The following is a 15974-nucleotide window of genomic DNA, read 5'->3' as shown; positions in this document are numbered from 1 at the left end:
AAAGAGGGTCAAATCCTCGTGATCAGGCGCCTACGTACGACGAGAGATGCTGGCCGGTCAGGGTTGAGCGATCGGCGACAAGATCGCTCGGCGTGCCCTCGAACACGATCCGTCCACCGTCGTGACCGGCACCGGGACCAAGATCGATAATCCAGTCTGCATGTGCCATGACCGCTTGGTGATGCTCGATGACGATAACCGACTTCCCGGAGTCGACGAGTCGATCCAGTAGTCCGAGCAGCTGCTCGACGTCAGCCAAGTGAAGGCCTGTGGTCGGCTCGTCGAGGACGTACACGCCGCCCTTTTCGGCCAGGTGCGTAGCAAGCTTGATGCGCTGACGTTCACCGCCCGACAGCGTCGTGAGTGGCTGGCCGATGGTGAGGTAGCCGAGCCCCACATCCACGAGTCGCACCAGAATCTTGTGTGCGGCCAAGGTTTTAGCCTCACCGTCACCGAAGAACTCTTCAGCCTCGGCGGCCGACATCGCTAGAACCTCGCTGATGTCCTTCCCTCCGAATTTGTACTCCAGGACATCGGCCTGGAACCGCTTTCCCTCGCACTCCTCGCACACCGTCGCAACGCCGGCCATCATCGCCAGATCGCTGTAGATGACGCCGTTGCCGTTGCATGTAGGGCAGGCACCTTCAGAGTTGGCGCTGAACAGCGCCGGCTTCACACCGTTGGCCTTCGCAAATGCCTTGCGGATGGGATCGAGCAGACCGGTGTACGTTGCCGGGTTACTCCGACGCGAACCGCGGATCGCGCCCTGATCGATCGACACCACGCCCTCCCGCTTCGCGAGCGAGCCATGGATCAACGAACTCTTTCCGGACCCGGCCACGCCGGTCACCACAACCAGCACACCGAGTGGCACATCAACGTCGACGTTCTGCAAGTTGTGGGAGATTGCGCCACGGATTTCCATTGCGCCCGTTGACTTTCGCACGCTCGCTTTGAGTGCAGCTCGGTCGTCGAAATGACGTCCCGTGACCGTGTCACTGGCCCGCAAGCCGTCAACGGTGCCCTCGAAGCAGACAGTTCCGCCCGCGGCGCCTGCGCCGGGGCCGAGATCGACGATGTGATCGCCGATAACGATCGTCTCCGGCTTGTGCTCGACGACAAGCACCGTATTTCCCTTGTCACGCAACTGCAGCAGAAGGTCGTTCATGCGCGCGATGTCGTGGGGATGAAGGCCCGTCGTGGGTTCGTCGAACACGTACGTGATGTCGGTGAGCGAGGACCCTAGATGGCGAATCATCTTGGTGCGCTGAGCTTCACCACCGGACAGTGTCCCGGACGGCCGGTCAAGGCTCAGATAGCCCAGTCCGATCTCCACGAACGAGTCGAGCGTTTCACCGAGCGTCGTCAACAAGGGCGCCACTGACGGTTCTTTCAAACCGCCGACCCACTCCGCGAGATCGCTGATCTGCATCGCACACGCATCAGCGATGTTGATGCCTTTGATCTTCGACGATCGCGCACCCTCACTCAGCCGTGTGCCATCGCACTCGGGGCATGTGGTGAACGTGATTGCCCGCTCAACGAACGCCCGAATGTGCGGCTGCATCGCGTCGACATCCTTGGACAGGAACGACTTCTGGATCTGCGGAATCAGTCCTGTGTACGTCAGGTTGATTCCTTCGACCTTGATCTTCGTCGGTTCTTTGTAGAGCAGGTCGTTCAGTTCCTTCTTGGTGTACTTCTTGATCGGCTTGTCGGGATCGAAGTAGCCGCATCCCCGGTAAATCCGGCCGTACCAACCGTCCATGCTGTAGCCGGGAACAGTGATCGCACTATCGTTGAGCGACTTGGTGTCGTCGTACAGCGCTGTCAGGTCGAAATCGTTGACCGAGCCGCGCCCCTCACAACGCGGACACATTCCACCGGTGATGCTGAAGGTCCGCCGTTCCTTCGTCTGACGGCCACCGCGCTCCACGGTGAGCGCACCCGCACCGGAGGCTGACGCGACATTGAACGAAAATGCCTGGGGCGAACCGATATGCGGCTTACCGAGACGACTGAAGAGAATACGAAGCATCGCGTTGGCGTCGGTGGCAGTACCTACCGTCGAGCGAGGGTCGACGCCCATCCGTTGCTGATCGACGATGATCGCCGTGGTCAAACCGTCGAGCACGTCGACGTCCGGCCGCGCCAGAGTCGGCATGAACCCCTGAACGAAGGCGCTGTACGTCTCATTGATCATCCGCTGCGACTCCGCGGCGATGGTGCTGAACACCAATGAGCTCTTGCCCGAACCCGAGACACCGGTGAAGACCGTCAGCCTGCGCTTGGGAATTTCGACGCTGATGTCCTGGAGGTTGTTCACGCGCGCGCCCTGCACGCGGATCAGGTCGTGGGTGTCCGCAACATGTAGCTCTCGCTCCGCCATTTCAGCCGTGCTCATCATGTCTCCATCTCTCAGGTGAGGGCCACCCACACAGTGTCGCCCTGTGTGGGTGGCCGCGGTTCTCTTCAGTTGACTCAGCGGAGCTCTTGGATGCGGATCAAGTTGCCTGCTGGGTCGCGGACGGCGCAGTCCCGAACACCGTACGGTTGCTCGGTCGGCTCCTGGACGACGTCGATGTCGCCGGCCTGCAGCCGCTCGAAAGTACCGTCGAGATCCTTGGTGGCCAACAGAATACCGGCATAGGTGCCCTTGGCCATCATTTCGACGATGGTGCGACGCTCCTCGTCGGTGATACCCGGATCGACGGCCGGGGGATGCAACACGATCGACGTGTTGGGCTGGTCGGGCGGGCCGACGGTTATCCAGCGCATCCCGTCGTAGCCGACGTCGAGGCGGACCTCGAAACCGAGCAAGTCGCGGTAGAAGGAAAGGGCGGCCTCCGGGTCGTCCTGCGGAAGGAAACTCGATGCAATGGTGATGTCCATGAATGTCACGCTATCTGCGGCTGGCGGCCGGCGCTTCTCGATTCCTGATCGGTCTTGTCACCTGTTTCGACACGCAGGACGGCATGCCCTCGGTCACGCCGGCAGCCTCGTCTCGATAGACGCTCGGTGGAACGCCGACCAACTCGGTGAAACGAGTGCTGAAGGTACCGAGCGATGAACAGCCAACGGCAAAACAAACCTCGGTGACACTCAGATCACCGCGACGCAGCAGCGCCATGGCGCGCTCGATGCGTCGTGTCATCAGATAGGAATACGGCGGCTCGCCGTACGCCAGCCTGAACTGGCGACTGAGGTGCCCGGCCGACATGTTCACTCCGCGGGCAAGCGCCTCCACGTCCAGGGGTTGCGCGTACTCCCGGTCGATCCGGTCACGAACACGCCGAAGAAGCGCGAGGTCGCGCAGTTGTTGCGTGGTCGCGGGTCTACTTGTCACAGGTTCGATCGTGCCATGTCCGAGCACGTTCTCGCCGATTTCCGCGGGGAAGCGAACAATGATTTGGTCAAGCTGACACGGCTTCCGGCACGCTGAAACGTGTGCTCACTGTTTGCAAACTGTGTTAGCTCCGAGGCACCTACGACCGCAACATGGCCACAAACGCAGCAATGTTCGTGACCACGCGATCGGCCTTCTCCTGCTCGGTGAGATTTTCCTGATACCGGTTGCCTGCCGACGGCCGCCGCTTGTTGCGCGCATACAGCGGACAGGCCAGGTCAGTGCACATATAGGTGCCGATTGTGTCGCCGCGTCGGCCGGCCTCACCGATCTTGGCGGCGGTCAGCAGTGATACTCCCCCGCTGCCGTGCGTCGTGAGGCAAATCGTGCACATTTGCGCGCGACCTGATTTGCCGGTTTGGTATCGGAGGGCGATGCCGACTAACTCGTCGCCCTGCGGGATCACCAGATATCCCCGCCCGGGCATGGTCGGATCGTTCCAACCGAAGAAATCCAGGTCTTCCCATGGGCGCTTCTCGAGATCCCGTGGCACCGGCAATCGTTTTGCGTCGCCTTTCGAACAATTCACGAACGACGCGCGAATTTCGCGTTCGGTGAGCGGCAGCACGGTGGAACTCCATTTCGACAGTTGAATCAAGCCGAACCGACGCTACTCACGATCGTTACCTCGCGCAACGTATTTTCCGGGCTACGCGATCTAATCCGTCTCGAGGTCGACCACCAAGAAATCCTCCCGGCGTGGCCCCCACTCCCGGTCTGTTAGTTGATAGGAACGCAGTCCCTGCGGCGGGTGCGCCAACTCGTAGAACTGTTCGGTCCCGGAAACGAACTGCATCGATGCCCACCCCCAGCGCGAACCGTGCGGTTGCCGCGGATCAGGCTGCATATCCGAAACGATGGACACGAGTCGAAGTCCACGAACAACTCCTGTAGCAACGGCGTCCGCGTCGAAATCCTGCCAGGCCTGCGACGCATTCGAATTCTTCCGCATCGTGCCCGCACGTAGATGCAGCGCACCGGATACCTCGATCTGCGACGGAATCGGTAGATCAGCGTTAAACGTGAACTGTAGATTGCCCGCACCGCCGATCGAAGGTTGTTGTACCACATCAATATCCGGGTCTGCAGTCAACCGCCGCACCATCGGATTCGAACTTCGGCGAACCTCCGCGACACACGACCAGGTCGGCTCCAACGCAGCCCACCTCCGCGGACTGTCAGGGTTCCACGACAATCCCCAACGGATGGTTTCTCCCAGCCTCGGCGGCACAAACCGCCGAAACCGTAACCAGTCGATCACCACCGGAGTGTTCATGCCTGACCGTACCAAGCAGCGCTCTCAGAAAAGCGTCAATGCCGCTCCGGCACCGACCAATTCGCGTTCAACCCGTGGACCCTCGAGCTCACGATGCTGCGACGGTCCCGCCAATCCATGACGCTCCACCAGCGGTTCGACGCGCTTCTTGAGCCAACTCTTGTACTCGGGCGTGACGTAGGCACCGCGCCCGTAAAGTTCGCGATACCGGCGAATCAGCGCGGGATGCTCTTGCGCCAGCCAGTTCAGGAACCATCCGCGCGTACTGCCACGAAGGTGCATCGGAAAGACCGTCACGCCGGTGGCACCGGCGTCGGCCAGTGCGGCAAACAGTTCGTCGAGGTGCTGGCTCGAATCTGTGAGGAACGGGATGACCGGCGCGACCATCACGTTGCACGAGAATCCGGCGTCGGTGATTGCCCGGATCATCTCCAGTCGAGCGCGCGGCGATGGTGTGCCAGGTTCGATCTGCTTCTGTAAGACGGGATCGTTGATCGCCAGCGACACTCCGATGCCGACATCGACCTGGGTGGCAGCCATTTTGAGCAACGGCAGATCTCGGCGCAGCAAAGTCCCTTTCGTAAGGATCGAAAAGGGCGTACCGGATTCTGTCATCGCTCGAATGATGCCGGGCATCAATCGGTATCGGCCTTCGGCCCGCTGATACGGATCGGTGTTGGTGCCCAGCGCTACGGGCTCACGCTTCCATGACTTTCGCGCTAATTCCTTGCGCAGAACCGCCGCAACGTTGGTCTTCACGACAACTTGCGAATCAAAGTCCCGGCCGGCGTCGAGGTCGAGGTACTCATGGCTCGGACGCGCGAAGCAGTACCGGCACGCATGGGAACAACCGCGAAACGCATTGACGGTGTAGTTGAATGGCAACGTCGATGCTTCCGGCATCTTGTTGAGCGCACTCTTACAGAGCACTTCATGGAACGTGATGCCCTCGAACTCAGGCGTCTGCACCGAGCGGACCAACCCGGCTCGCTCGAGCCCGGGCAACGCTCCGTCGTCTGCATCCAATGCCTGACCCGACCACCTCATAACCCCAAGTCGAACACTTGTTCTATGCTATGTCAAGATGAACCGTGGAAGCGACCCGTGCTTCACCACGGTCGATCAGTTGTTGGCAGAATCAACGCCATGTCCAACAGAATCAACATCTCGTCCGGTTCCGAATGGGAACCGAAGATCGGTTACTCCCGCGCCGTCCGCATCGGCAATCAGGTTGCGGTTTCAGGCACCACCGCCCCCGGCGAAACCCTGAACGATCAGACCCGTGCCGCCCTCGACACCATCAAGGCCGCACTCGAAGAAGCCGGCGCTTCGCTCGGCGATGTCATCCGCACCCGCATGTACCTGCGCGACATGTCGCAGTGGGAGCAGGCCGCACTCGCTCACGGTGAAGTATTCGGCGACATCCGTCCGGCTACGACAATCCTCGAGGTCAGCTCGTTGATCGACCCCGCTCTACTTATCGAGATCGAAGCCGACGCAGTTCTGAGCTGACTGCAGTGCTGAGCTGACTGCAGTTCTGAGCTGATTGCCAACCCGGCAATCATGAATCGGTTCAACTACTGTGAGCCGATGAAATCGAGCCGAATCGTGACCACAGCGATCGCACTGAGTTTCACATTCGCTCTACTCTTGCCCGGATCCGTAGCTGCGGATCCGGGCAAGAAGCTATCCATAGCCTGCGGAACTCCACTGACTGCCGGCGAGGTCGAAAGAATTGCGTACCTCAGCGACGTATCGACGCTGCACGGAGAAGGCCTCGAACGCTTGGAGTCCGCAGTCGAGCGGCATCACCAAATCACCACAATCCTTGTATCACATCATGATTGGCGCGGACTCTTCTCGATCGGTCTCGATGCCGTCGAACATGAGGCGGTCATGCCCCTACAGCGCGATCCGGCCGCATTCACCAACAGATCCTGGGCACATTCGGTCAGTTACGAACTATTGCGCCGCTACCTGACCAATATCCACGCCGAATTCACCGGCGCTCCTACCGATCCCGCATGGAGCAACTACTTCTTGTTGACGCGCCAATGCGATATCAGTCCCGCACGCGTCGCCATGGCTGGCTACAACGCACACCTCACAGTCGATCTCGCCTACACCGTGGCCACCGCTACCACCCAGCCCGTCGATATCCCCGATTTCTACAAGATCGTCGATTCCATCGCGACAAAAGGCGGTTCGATAGTTTCCGACACCAAAGCCGAATACGGCGCCGACTTGGGCCCACTGTGGCGGTTCTACTTCGTCGGTGAGGGGCTCGATCGGCTGACCGGAAACTCCGAACCGTCCCAGCTTCTGCTCAGGGCCGCCGACAGTGGATACAACACGATCACGTTGACCAACGGTTTTGCACTACAGAACCCGCATACGAAGGCCGGCACCGAACAGGAGATCGACGCACTGTGGCGCACTACCGACGTCGCGCTCGACGCGCTCGCACGCCTTGGCGGCCTGTGACGCCGCGACCGACATGACGATCAATCGGACATGCCTGCGACAATGGAGCCATGACGGGCTACACCGCGCGAATCTCGGTACCGAACCCAGCCATGCGTGCGGTACGAGATCTGTTGCGGGGACCGGCAATTGTATGTTCCGGGGAATCCTCCATCCGCGATGCCGCTGCACTGATGACCGAAGCCGGGCGTCGAGCCGTCGTAATTCCCACAGATGCAAGCACTTACGGAATCTTCACGGAGGGCGATCTGCGCAGCCGAGTTGTTGTCGGAGGAATCGACAGCGCTCGCCCGGTCTCCACGGTGATGACGCCGTCTGCCGTGACGGTGGATCCTGATCGACTCGGAGCCGACGCTGTCACAGACATGCTCGAACACGGATTGCGCCACCTTCCCGTCGTCACGGCGTCCGGCGAGCTTCTCGGTGTGCTCGAACTGAGCGACCTTCTGACGTCGGCAACAAATCAGGGCTTCGAACTTCGCGCCGCCCTTGCGACTGCCAAGACCGACGTCGAACTTATTGCCACAGCCCGAGCTGTACCTGAGCTGGTCACCGGCCTGGTCGACGCACGGGTCTCACCCATCGACATCAGCGGCACACTGTCGGTCTTGATCGACGTGACGGTTCGGCGCGCAATCGAACTGGTGGTGGGCGGCGACGAACGCCCGGACTTTGCCTGGCTGTCACTCGGCAGCGCGGCCCGGCGCGAGGCTCTGCCGTCGTCGGACATCGACAGCGCGTTGGTGTGGGGTGGAGAGTCGCACCGCGAAGGTGCGGATGCGGCGCAGCGGATCCACGAGATTCTCGACCGGTGTGGATTCCCTCGCGACGCGCAGAACGCGGTCGCAACTCAGGCACGATTCGCACGTACGCTCCCGCAGTGGCGCCGCGCCTTACGCAAGTGGGTAGCCAATCCCTATCAGGACCAGGCACTCGTCATGCTGTCGATGCTGGCAGACGCCCGCGTTGTTGCCGGAGATCCTGCCCTCGATCCGAGGCCCGAAGCCTTGGATCAGTTACGCCTCAACCCGGCCGTCATGCGACTACTACTTCGAGAAGCCGTGGGCGAGAAGGCAAAACTACATTCGTTGCGGGACGTGGTGACACGCCGTACCGGTACTGTCAACCTGAAATCCACAGCTGTGCAACCGATCGTGAATATCGCACGCTGGGCCGGCACGTCCGTAGGCGCACGTACGAGCACCACCGTCGAACGCCTGAAGGTTGCTTCCGACACCGGTTTCCTCCCCGCCGACGACACGCGGGTGCTCATCGAGTCTTTCGAGGTTCTCCAGCAGATCCGAGTCCGTCACCAGACGGATCAGTTTGCCGCCGGCATGATGCCCACCGACGAGATCGTGGTCGCGGACCTCACTCCGCTCTCGCGCAGCCTGCTCGGCAATGCGGTGAGAGAAGTAGCCGGGGTGCAACGCCGACTCGAGTACGAGGCATCAGCATCCGCGCTACCGGATATCGAACCCTAGATACATCCGAACTGCACAAACGCCGAATGTGTCCGGAGCGCAATCGCTCCGGACACATTCAGAAGTGTTCAACCACAAGGGTGGTTAGACGGACAGGCTCTGTCCGGGGAAGATCAGGTTGATGTTTGCGACCTGACCTGCAAGAGCGTCGAGCGAGATGCCGTGAGCTGAAGCGATCGAAGACAAGGTGTCGCCGACCTGGATCACGTAGTTGCCGCCGGTAGTGGCAACAGGAGCGGATTCGACGCTGGCCTCAGCCGTGACGGGTGCAGAAGCCTCCTGGTAGGTGGCTGCGGTGGTTCCGCCGGTCAGGTACTGGCCGCACACGGGCCATGCGCCGACGCCCTGGCCTTCGAGAACGTTCTCGGCGACGCGGACCTGCTCGGACTGGCTTGCGTTGGCAGCGTTGCCCGATCCGCCGTATGCCTCCCACGTGCTCTGCGTGAACTGCAGGCCGCCGTAGAAGCCGTTTCCGGTGTTGGCTGCCCAGTTTCCGGAGGACTCACAGTTCGCGACTCCGGACCAGTCGTGGCCGGCTGCGGAGGCGGTGCCGGTGCTCATCGCGAGCGGGATGGCTACTACTGCGCCGGCTGTTGCAACTGCGCCGAGGGCGCGCTTGAAAGTAATGCTGGTCATCAGGTAAATCCTCTCCGCTACCGCGGACGACATCGGACCTGGCACATGTGTGCCGTATCGAACGACTCGCCTGTTTCACTCCTGCCCCGCGAAGGTTTGGGGAGTACCGGACCCGCGGGGCAGAAGCACGCAGTTGCGGGCCGGTGTTTGTCCGGCTGTTTCGGACTGCCAACGACGCTAGGCGATGGTCACGGAAAGGTCACGGGGCAATTTTTTGGCACGCCCGTATCATTAGCCCGCCCGAAATCGGCAGAAAATTGCAGGTCGGAGGTTTGATTCGAGCTTCAACCATACCGATCGTTATCCGTCCGTTACGTGACGACCATCACAGACTTTTTGTGACTCGCCGCACGGAAATCACGGCCTTGTTATCAAATTTGTGCATCGAGAACCGTCGCCAGGTCCTTCATCCACACCAAGAACTCTTCCGGATCACTGAACGCAACCCCGTCGACTGCGGCAACTTCCGGCGCGATGTCGACGCCGCCGACTACCAATGCGTCGCCGCCGAGCGCCAACACGGCCGCAAATGCCGGCAAGTCACCCCGGTCGTCACCCGCGTATGCCACCGCATCGACGCCAGCGGCCCGGATCGCCCGCTGCAATCCCGTCCCCTTGTCCTCGTCTACAGGAGCGCGCAACTCCTCGACGAGCTTGCCCGGCTCGCGGCGCAGCCCGGTCTTCGCTGCGACCTCACGCACCACATGCTCCACGAACGCCGCAGCGGCAACTCTCTCGCGTGCCTGCCGCCAATGCACAGCGACGGCAAGCCCCTTTCCCTCGACGTGAATCCCTGGGACGCCTGCGGCATCAATCATTCGCCGCAGTTCGGCCTCTGCCTCCGCAACCGCCGGCTGCCACTGCGCTACGGCCGGCAACACTCGAATTTCCCCGTCAACCCACGTCTCGACTCCGTACGAGCCCATGAGGACAACATTCTCGCCGGGCACCCGCTCACGAAGGAAAGAGACGGGACGACCGGAAAGCAAGCCCACCATTGCGAGATGACGTGACAGCGCGTCGAGTACCTCGGCGGCGCCCGGCAAGAGAGCGCTCGCGGCCGGATCGTCGACTATCGGAGCGAGAACCCCGTCGAAGTCCATCACCAATCCGGAACGGGTGGGATCGGACGCAAGTCGGGCAATAACGTCCGAAGCAGTTTTCATGGGTTCAGTCTCTCAAAGGTGTCGGCACACACGAACATGCACTCGACCAATTCATTCCGTTAGAGTCCTGCGAAGACGCTTACCAACTACGGGGGTAATGATGAGCGAGCTTTCTGTCGTCACCGACGACATCCGCGCGTATGGCACTACAGCAGCAGAATCTGCCGGTCAGGTTACCCACGCCGCGGTAATGGATCTGAACGCCAACCTCGCAGCCGTAGCACCGGCAGTCGGGCCCGTCGGACTCGAGTTCCTCGAAGCCTTCGCGCGTGCACAGGCGACGCACACCAAAGACGTTGCGGCACTTGCCGCGTACTATGCCGGAACTTCTGCGACGGCCGGTGCGGCCGCGAGCACATACGACGGCACCGACCAGGCGGGCGCCGCCGACCTCCGACGTACCGCTGCCACCAACGGGGACCTTGCATGAGCACTCCTGACGACCCTACGACGGTTCTCGAGTTTCTCCAGGGCAGTGCGCTTGCACCCGTTCTCGGCCTGGAACTGCCCGAGCCCGTCGAGAACTCGGCGATTCCTGATTTCCTCATAGCGCCGCCCACGCCGGAACTCCCGCAGGGCGCCGCCGATCTGATCATGCAAGGAATTTCACTGCCGTCCCTGCCCGGCGTGGACCAACTGTTCACACCGCTGATCCAGCTTGCGCAGAGCCTCGGTTCGGGGGTCTTCAGTGGTGTTGATCCGGTCAACGTCCTCAGTTCGGCCAGTGCACTCATCGACAAGGCAGCCGGACTGTCCACACAGGGGCTTTCCTCAGTGAGCCAAACATGGAGCGGCGCAGGTAACCAGGCCGCTACACAGATCAACGAGGTAGCTCAACGCAGCGGATCAGAGCTCAGCGATCGCGGGAATGCAATCTCCCAAACCACTGCTGCAGCGGCGGAATCCGTGCAGCGTGGCAACGCTCAATTGGCGACCATCGCACAATCATTTGCCTCGGCAGTGGTAGCGGCAGCGCCGATAGCGTTGACCCCGCCCGGGCAGGCCGTGCTGCTCGCGGCAGCGGCAGAACACATGCAGGCGGCCATCGCAGCAGTAAATGCGACCCGCTCGGAAATGCTCGCACACACTGCCACGATGAACTCCCTTGCCGGTTCGATCCCGGTTCCGGCACCACCAGTCAGCGATGCACTCGCTGCAGCTGCACCGCTCGCCCAACAAGCATCAGAGCTGATGGACGGCGCTACCGGTGGAGCCACACAATTACAGTCCGCCACCGGTGGTTCAGCAGCCGGCGCCACACCATCCGGACCGGCGCAGACCAGCGCAGCGCACGCCGCAGCGGCATTGAACTCGGGCGTCGACAAACTCTGGGGCACTGGAAATCCGTTCGCCGCTTCGGGCGCAGGCGTCTCACACCAACTCGGAAGTGCGGGTGGTGCAATCGGGCCCGCAGCCACCACGCGCGCGGGCAGCGGAACGTTCGGAGCCTCCTCAGGTGGCGGTGGCATCGTCGGACCTTCAGGAATTGCAGCGCTACAACCCCTTTCGTCGACCAGCCAATCCCCTACCCCCTTTGCGCCGTCGGGAACTGCTGGTGGTGCAGTGACCGGCACGAGTCCAGGAGGCGCCATGATGGGTGGTGGAGCAGGAGCGATGGGTGGTGCCCGGGGGCAACAGGACAGTTCGAGGACCACACCGGGTTACCTGATCGAGGTATCGGACAACAACGCTGTCATCGGGGATCTCCCCATGGTCACTCCCGCGGTGATCGGATCAGAAGATCCCGACCAGGCATTGTTCACCGGGCTCTGAGACAACCCACACACTCGACGGGTACGTGCACACTACGTTCGAGAGACGTTGAGCCAGCGGGTGACTGGAGTCGATTTTGTCCGATATGAGTAACACTGGCGAATGTGTGGGCGATTGAATCCGTGAATGGTCGTCCAAACGAGAGCAGGAGTGTGCATATGGGTTCCATCGACATTCTCAATTGGCTTCACGAGGGAGCAAGTGCCGGAGACCCCATCAGGGGTCCGCTTTACGTAGTGGCGTTCATCGCGATCGGACTGGTCAGCGTACTGAGCGGCGGAGCCGTGATCTAGGCGTACCTGGCAGTTGATCGTCGGTGTGAGAAATTTGGGGTCACGAGCGTCGGGGGTCGAGGTCCACACGGTCAGCCTTGGTATCAGTCAGTCTTCGACGTACTCGACTGATAGACCTCCCCCTGACGCATTCCTTCGCAGCGAAGACGGCGATCGCCAACGCCGCAATCTGATCTGGGACCAGCCGGACAGGCTGTTGAGCACAAGGCCTACCAGCAGGACAGTCGAGAGATACGTAAAGCGAAGTGTCTGCTTCGAATCCGCAACTGCCAACGCCGAGCCGAGTTCGCGGTGCGTCGACCGACACGTACGAAGCCAACGCGAAAGCGAAGATACTGCGCCATCAGCAATATCCGTCAGTATCAGTATCAACGAGACCGATCGCATCCTCGAGAGCGCGCCCGATCCGTGGATCAGTAGGTTCATATCCACCTAGGCCTGGCTTGTAATTACCATAGTCAGACCCTAGGGTTCTGACTATAGAAAGCACAAGTCAGATGTCAGCCGAACTACGGGAGCCCTCGATATGACTGTCACCACCACGACATCGCACAGCGCCACTTTCGAGGCGAGCTGGAAGAGTTTCGACGGAATCCATGGTGGCCTCCTCGTCGCGAGCATGATCCGAGCAGCAGTCGACGCCACCGGCGCCTCGCCTGCCGCGGTCAGCGCGCACCTCGATCGGCCGGTCCCACCCGGCGTAGCCGCCCTGACAGTCGATGACGTGCATGGCGGCCGTACCGTCAGTTGCCGGGTCGCACTTGCCGATTCCGCTACCGCGCTCGTTCGTCTCGCGCGCGATGTCGGCCACACAGTCCGGACGACCTCATCAGTGGAACCGGCCTCTGACGACCCGTCGACTCTGCCACGCCTCGAGATACCGATCGACTTCGTACCGTTCTCACAGCATCTCGACATTCGCCCGATCAACGCCGCCCGACCGTTTGCAGGTGGCGACTCCCCCGAGTTCGATGTCTGGATTCGCTTGCTCGACAATCTCGATTTCACGACGACAGAGCGCTCTGCAGTCCTACTCGACGCATTGCCGCCCGGGCTTTTTGCGACCCTGACGATGCCTGTTGCAATTCCCACCGTCGAGTTCAGCGCACATTTTGCTCCCACCACACCGTCGGATTCACCGTGGCACCGCCTGCGCCATCGCACCGTGTGGGCAACAGACACGCTGTGCGTCGACGAGACCGAATTATTCACCGCAACAGGCGAACTCGCGGCCCAGGCGAGACAGCTGCGTCGGATACTGAACTGAGAGCCGGACCTGACCGACTTCGGCGCAACACTGCTCTGATTGACCTGGTTTTGCTACGAGCCGTCCTCGAACTGGTACCACGGGCCGCCGACATTGATGAGCGAGAGCAAAAATCGCGTGCCACCGGGTAGCTTCACCAGCCATGCCAGCTTGGCCGCGACGATAACCAACAAATCCGGTGCGGCGACAACAACGATTCGTGTCGTACGCCAGGTACGGAAAGGCCAACATGCGAAGTACGGGCCGAGCAGAACAAACATTGCAACCACGGCGCCCACTGGAACGACGTATCGGTGAGGGTCTCGTCACGAAAGGTGTAGTGCTGGGTAAACAGCGGAAATCACCTAACCTACGCGACACTCGGAAGCGATGGAAACCAATTCGGGAGCCTGGCAGATCAGTAACCCAGCGACCCAACTTCTCCAATCCGAGAGCTCGGACTCGCCTTGCCACGACTGCAGTCCGGGTGAAGGATGGGCGCGACACCTAATTTCCCGCCTGCTGGAGGGCACCGTAATGAATCTCGTTCGCCGACTGGCCATCTGCTCGTCCGTAGTGATCGGTTCGGCTCTGGCGCCGGTAGCCGCGGCCTCCGCTGCAGTCACCGTTCCGTTCCAGATCGATCCGGCTCCGTACGGGAACCCGAATGGCAGCTTCGACGCACCCGCGGTCCGCTGTGTGGCCGTGGTCGGCGAACAAGCGGGCACGCTGAGGATCACCGGAGGCAAAGAAGGCCGGTGGGGGTGCCTGCTCTCGTCGGAAGTGCGCTGGTTGAACTTGTCGACCGGGACGTCCGGAACCGCCCGACTGTCTGACGGACTGCACGGATACCCGGCCGAAGCGACCCTGCAGACCGGCACCGGGCAAATCGCAGTCGCGGTTCTATCTACGGCCGGAACGATTACCCCTGGTGTCGCAACCTTTTTCGTTCCGTAGGTGATCGCCACACTCTGAGCCGCCGGACCCCGATATCCAACGGGCGCAGATTTACAGCCATGCACCTCAACGATTCCGCAGACGGGTCTCGCGGCCTGAAATAGAGATGTCCCCCGCGGGTTGCGGTCCAGCGCTTTTCGAGCGCTGGACGCTAGTCTGCTCGGCAAACTCTTCAATTCAGATCGTTATCGCAATTCACAGGACCGATGGACGGACTCGGGCGCTTTGCCGGCCCGTTGCTTGTCGTCCGAGCCGGGCGCAGACCGCGTCTATTCCACGTCGTGCGAGACCGGCCGGATCGCCAGGCCTTTCCATGAGCGTCCTTAACAGTTCCCGCTCGAAGTTCGCGTGGTTCCACAAGCCGCTGTCAGCGGTCGGGCCGGGATGCTCGACGTAGGTGACGGTAAACGGTGTGGTCATGGTGTCCACAATGCACAGGCAACAGAGAGGAACTCGTCGCCACGGGCGTAGCCGTCATCTTCGAGTAGGTCTACGAGTGCATGGTTGAGCGCCACAGCGCATCTCTGAACACCTGCATCTCTGACCACCCAAAGATTGGCAGCATGGGTGTATCCGGTCTACCTGAGATAGGATCACTCATAGTTCCTCGTCAAGCCGCGGCAACGAACTGTCTTCATCAGCCATTGCAATATTGCAACGGCCACGCCTAGACAGGTAGGACAGCCATGCCCCTTACGAAGAAATTCTCGGAAAAGTACAACGACGCACTGATCGCATTGGCCACCGCTACCCATCGCCCCGCCAACGTGGTCAACCTTGCCGGTGACTACGCCATCCGCGTCGACCTCGAATACAACCGCTACGTCCTGGCAACCAACACCGGCCGGGGCCTCTCGGACGAGCCCGATACAAGTGGATCCTGGACGGTTCGTGTCTTTCAAACCAACATCGCGTCGATACCGGACACACTGCTCGGCGAGGCTGCAGACCCATGGCTCGTAGACGCGTTCGATTCCGCACTCACCCGCCTCGAAGCCGACGGTAACAAGATTGTCGCGGACGCAGACTTCGGTGACATGGCACGGCCTGATGCAACCGCATCAACCGCATCAACCGATGTCATGGCACCAGCTCAAGCCGGGTCGTCAGTCGTGTCGCTCAGCTGAGAGATCGCGGCCAGAATCGAATTCTCGGCTTCCAGCAAGAAATCGTTCGATTCCAACGAGCGTGATTCCGTCATCGATCACCTCAGTGCTGGGCCCATGTCGGTGTGGGCATCGAGTTGCCTTCAT

General features: G+C 61.1%; 19 protein-coding genes and 1 pseudogene. 9 read left to right on the top strand and 11 right to left on the bottom strand.

The genetic code is table 11. The annotated features are described in order from the left end of the window. Positions 1-22: 22 nt before the first annotated feature. From CJ178_RS04245 to CJ178_RS04220, 6 genes are all read right to left on the bottom strand, one after another. Positions 23-2404, bottom strand: coding sequence for an ATP-binding cassette domain-containing protein (locus CJ178_RS04245; protein WP_179300716.1), 2382 nt, complete (start codon positions 2402-2404; stop codon positions 23-25). A gap of 77 nt (positions 2405-2481) precedes the next feature. Next, a complete protein-coding gene (locus CJ178_RS04240; RefSeq protein WP_033236256.1) occupies positions 2482-2892 on the bottom strand; it encodes a VOC family protein in 411 nt (136 codons plus the stop codon). 10 nt (positions 2893-2902) lie between these two features. Beyond that, positions 2903-3346, bottom strand: a complete 444-nt coding sequence (locus CJ178_RS04235; protein ID WP_179300715.1) for a helix-turn-helix transcriptional regulator — start codon at positions 3344-3346, stop codon at positions 2903-2905. Between the two features lie 139 nt (positions 3347-3485). Next, positions 3486-3974, bottom strand: a complete 489-nt coding sequence (locus CJ178_RS04230) for an FBP domain-containing protein (protein ID WP_092808172.1) — start codon at positions 3972-3974, stop codon at positions 3486-3488. A 90-nt stretch (positions 3975-4064) separates the two neighbouring features. After that, positions 4065-4682 carry a hypothetical protein gene (locus CJ178_RS04225; protein ID WP_095886183.1) on the bottom strand — a complete coding sequence of 206 codons (618 nt, stop codon included), beginning with the start codon at positions 4680-4682 and terminating at the stop codon, positions 4065-4067. Between the two features lie 24 nt (positions 4683-4706). Further along, positions 4707-5729, bottom strand: coding sequence for an Rv2578c family radical SAM protein (locus CJ178_RS04220; protein WP_045067555.1), 1023 nt, complete (start codon positions 5727-5729; stop codon positions 4707-4709). A gap of 99 nt (positions 5730-5828) precedes the next feature. Between CJ178_RS04220 and CJ178_RS04215 the strand changes: the two genes are divergently transcribed. The 3 genes from CJ178_RS04215 (at position 5829) to CJ178_RS04205 (ending at position 8650) form a co-directional block, all read left to right on the top strand. After that, entirely contained in the window at positions 5829-6194 is a 366-nt protein-coding gene (locus CJ178_RS04215) for a RidA family protein (RefSeq protein WP_033236255.1), read from the top strand. A 78-nt stretch (positions 6195-6272) separates the two neighbouring features. Continuing rightward, complete coding sequence (locus CJ178_RS04210) at positions 6273-7166, top strand: DUF5995 family protein (protein ID WP_095886182.1); 894 nt, start codon at positions 6273-6275, stop codon at positions 7164-7166. Positions 7167-7216: 50 nt separating this feature from the next. Then, entirely contained in the window at positions 7217-8650 is a 1434-nt protein-coding gene (locus CJ178_RS04205) for a putative nucleotidyltransferase substrate binding domain-containing protein (protein WP_242484364.1), read from the top strand. Between the two features lie 84 nt (positions 8651-8734). On the opposite strand, the gene CJ178_RS04200 is transcribed toward CJ178_RS04205, so the two are convergent. Together CJ178_RS04200 and otsB are read right to left on the bottom strand one after the other, a co-directional pair. Beyond that, a complete protein-coding gene (locus CJ178_RS04200; protein WP_033236152.1) occupies positions 8735-9286 on the bottom strand; it encodes a LysM peptidoglycan-binding domain-containing protein in 552 nt (183 codons plus the stop codon). Between the two features lie 371 nt (positions 9287-9657). Further along, a complete protein-coding gene (gene otsB, locus CJ178_RS04195; protein WP_033236151.1) occupies positions 9658-10452 on the bottom strand; it encodes a trehalose-phosphatase in 795 nt (264 codons plus the stop codon). A gap of 100 nt (positions 10453-10552) precedes the next feature. Here otsB and CJ178_RS04190 point away from each other — a divergent pair, with 100 nt between their 5' ends. From CJ178_RS04190 to CJ178_RS33170, 3 genes are all read left to right on the top strand, one after another. Beyond that, the gene (locus CJ178_RS04190; protein ID WP_257012996.1) at positions 10553-10882 is read left to right on the top strand and encodes a type VII secretion target; all 330 of its coding nucleotides are present in this window, start codon (positions 10553-10555) and stop codon (positions 10880-10882) included. Continuing rightward, positions 10879-12225 (top strand): hypothetical protein, encoded by a 1347-nt coding sequence (locus CJ178_RS04185; RefSeq protein WP_257012995.1) that lies wholly within the window; start codon positions 10879-10881, stop codon positions 12223-12225. The genes CJ178_RS04190 and CJ178_RS04185 overlap by 4 nt, the downstream gene beginning before the upstream one ends. Positions 12226-12383: 158 nt before the next feature. Further along, complete coding sequence (locus CJ178_RS33170) at positions 12384-12518, top strand: hypothetical protein (protein ID WP_255285223.1); 135 nt, start codon at positions 12384-12386, stop codon at positions 12516-12518. Between the two features lie 40 nt (positions 12519-12558). On the opposite strand, the pseudogene CJ178_RS33165 reads toward CJ178_RS33170, so the two are convergent. Next, positions 12559-12821: pseudogene (locus tag CJ178_RS33165) on the bottom strand (hypothetical protein); the annotation flags it as partial. Positions 12822-13044: 223 nt separating this feature from the next. Between CJ178_RS33165 and CJ178_RS04175 the strand changes: the two are divergent. Further along, the gene (locus CJ178_RS04175; protein ID WP_045067551.1) at positions 13045-13785 is read left to right on the top strand and encodes a thioesterase family protein; all 741 of its coding nucleotides are present in this window, start codon (positions 13045-13047) and stop codon (positions 13783-13785) included. Positions 13786-13838: 53 nt separating this feature from the next. Here the strand turns inward: CJ178_RS04175 and CJ178_RS04170 are convergent, their stop codons facing one another. Beyond that, positions 13839-14054 (bottom strand): hypothetical protein, encoded by a 216-nt coding sequence (locus CJ178_RS04170; protein WP_143547494.1) that lies wholly within the window; start codon positions 14052-14054, stop codon positions 13839-13841. A 247-nt stretch (positions 14055-14301) separates the two neighbouring features. Here CJ178_RS04170 and CJ178_RS04165 point away from each other — a divergent pair, with 247 nt between their 5' ends. Further along, complete coding sequence (locus CJ178_RS04165) at positions 14302-14721, top strand: hypothetical protein (protein WP_033236147.1); 420 nt, start codon at positions 14302-14304, stop codon at positions 14719-14721. A gap of 195 nt (positions 14722-14916) precedes the next feature. Here CJ178_RS04165 and CJ178_RS32425 read toward each other — a convergent pair whose 3' ends face one another. Next, positions 14917-15141, bottom strand: coding sequence for a hypothetical protein (locus tag CJ178_RS32425; RefSeq protein WP_143547493.1), 225 nt, complete (start codon positions 15139-15141; stop codon positions 14917-14919). Between the two features lie 266 nt (positions 15142-15407). Here CJ178_RS32425 and CJ178_RS04160 point away from each other — a divergent pair, with 266 nt between their 5' ends. After that, the gene (locus CJ178_RS04160; RefSeq protein WP_257012994.1) at positions 15408-15848 is read left to right on the top strand and encodes a hypothetical protein; all 441 of its coding nucleotides are present in this window, start codon (positions 15408-15410) and stop codon (positions 15846-15848) included. The last annotated feature ends 126 nt before the right edge of the window (positions 15849-15974 follow it).

This window comes from Rhodococcus sp. ACPA4 (assembly GCF_002300185.1).
GTDB classification, from domain to species: domain Bacteria; phylum Actinomycetota; class Actinomycetes; order Mycobacteriales; family Mycobacteriaceae; genus Rhodococcus_F; species Rhodococcus_F globerula.
This window is presented reverse-complemented; position numbering and strand designations above follow the sequence as displayed.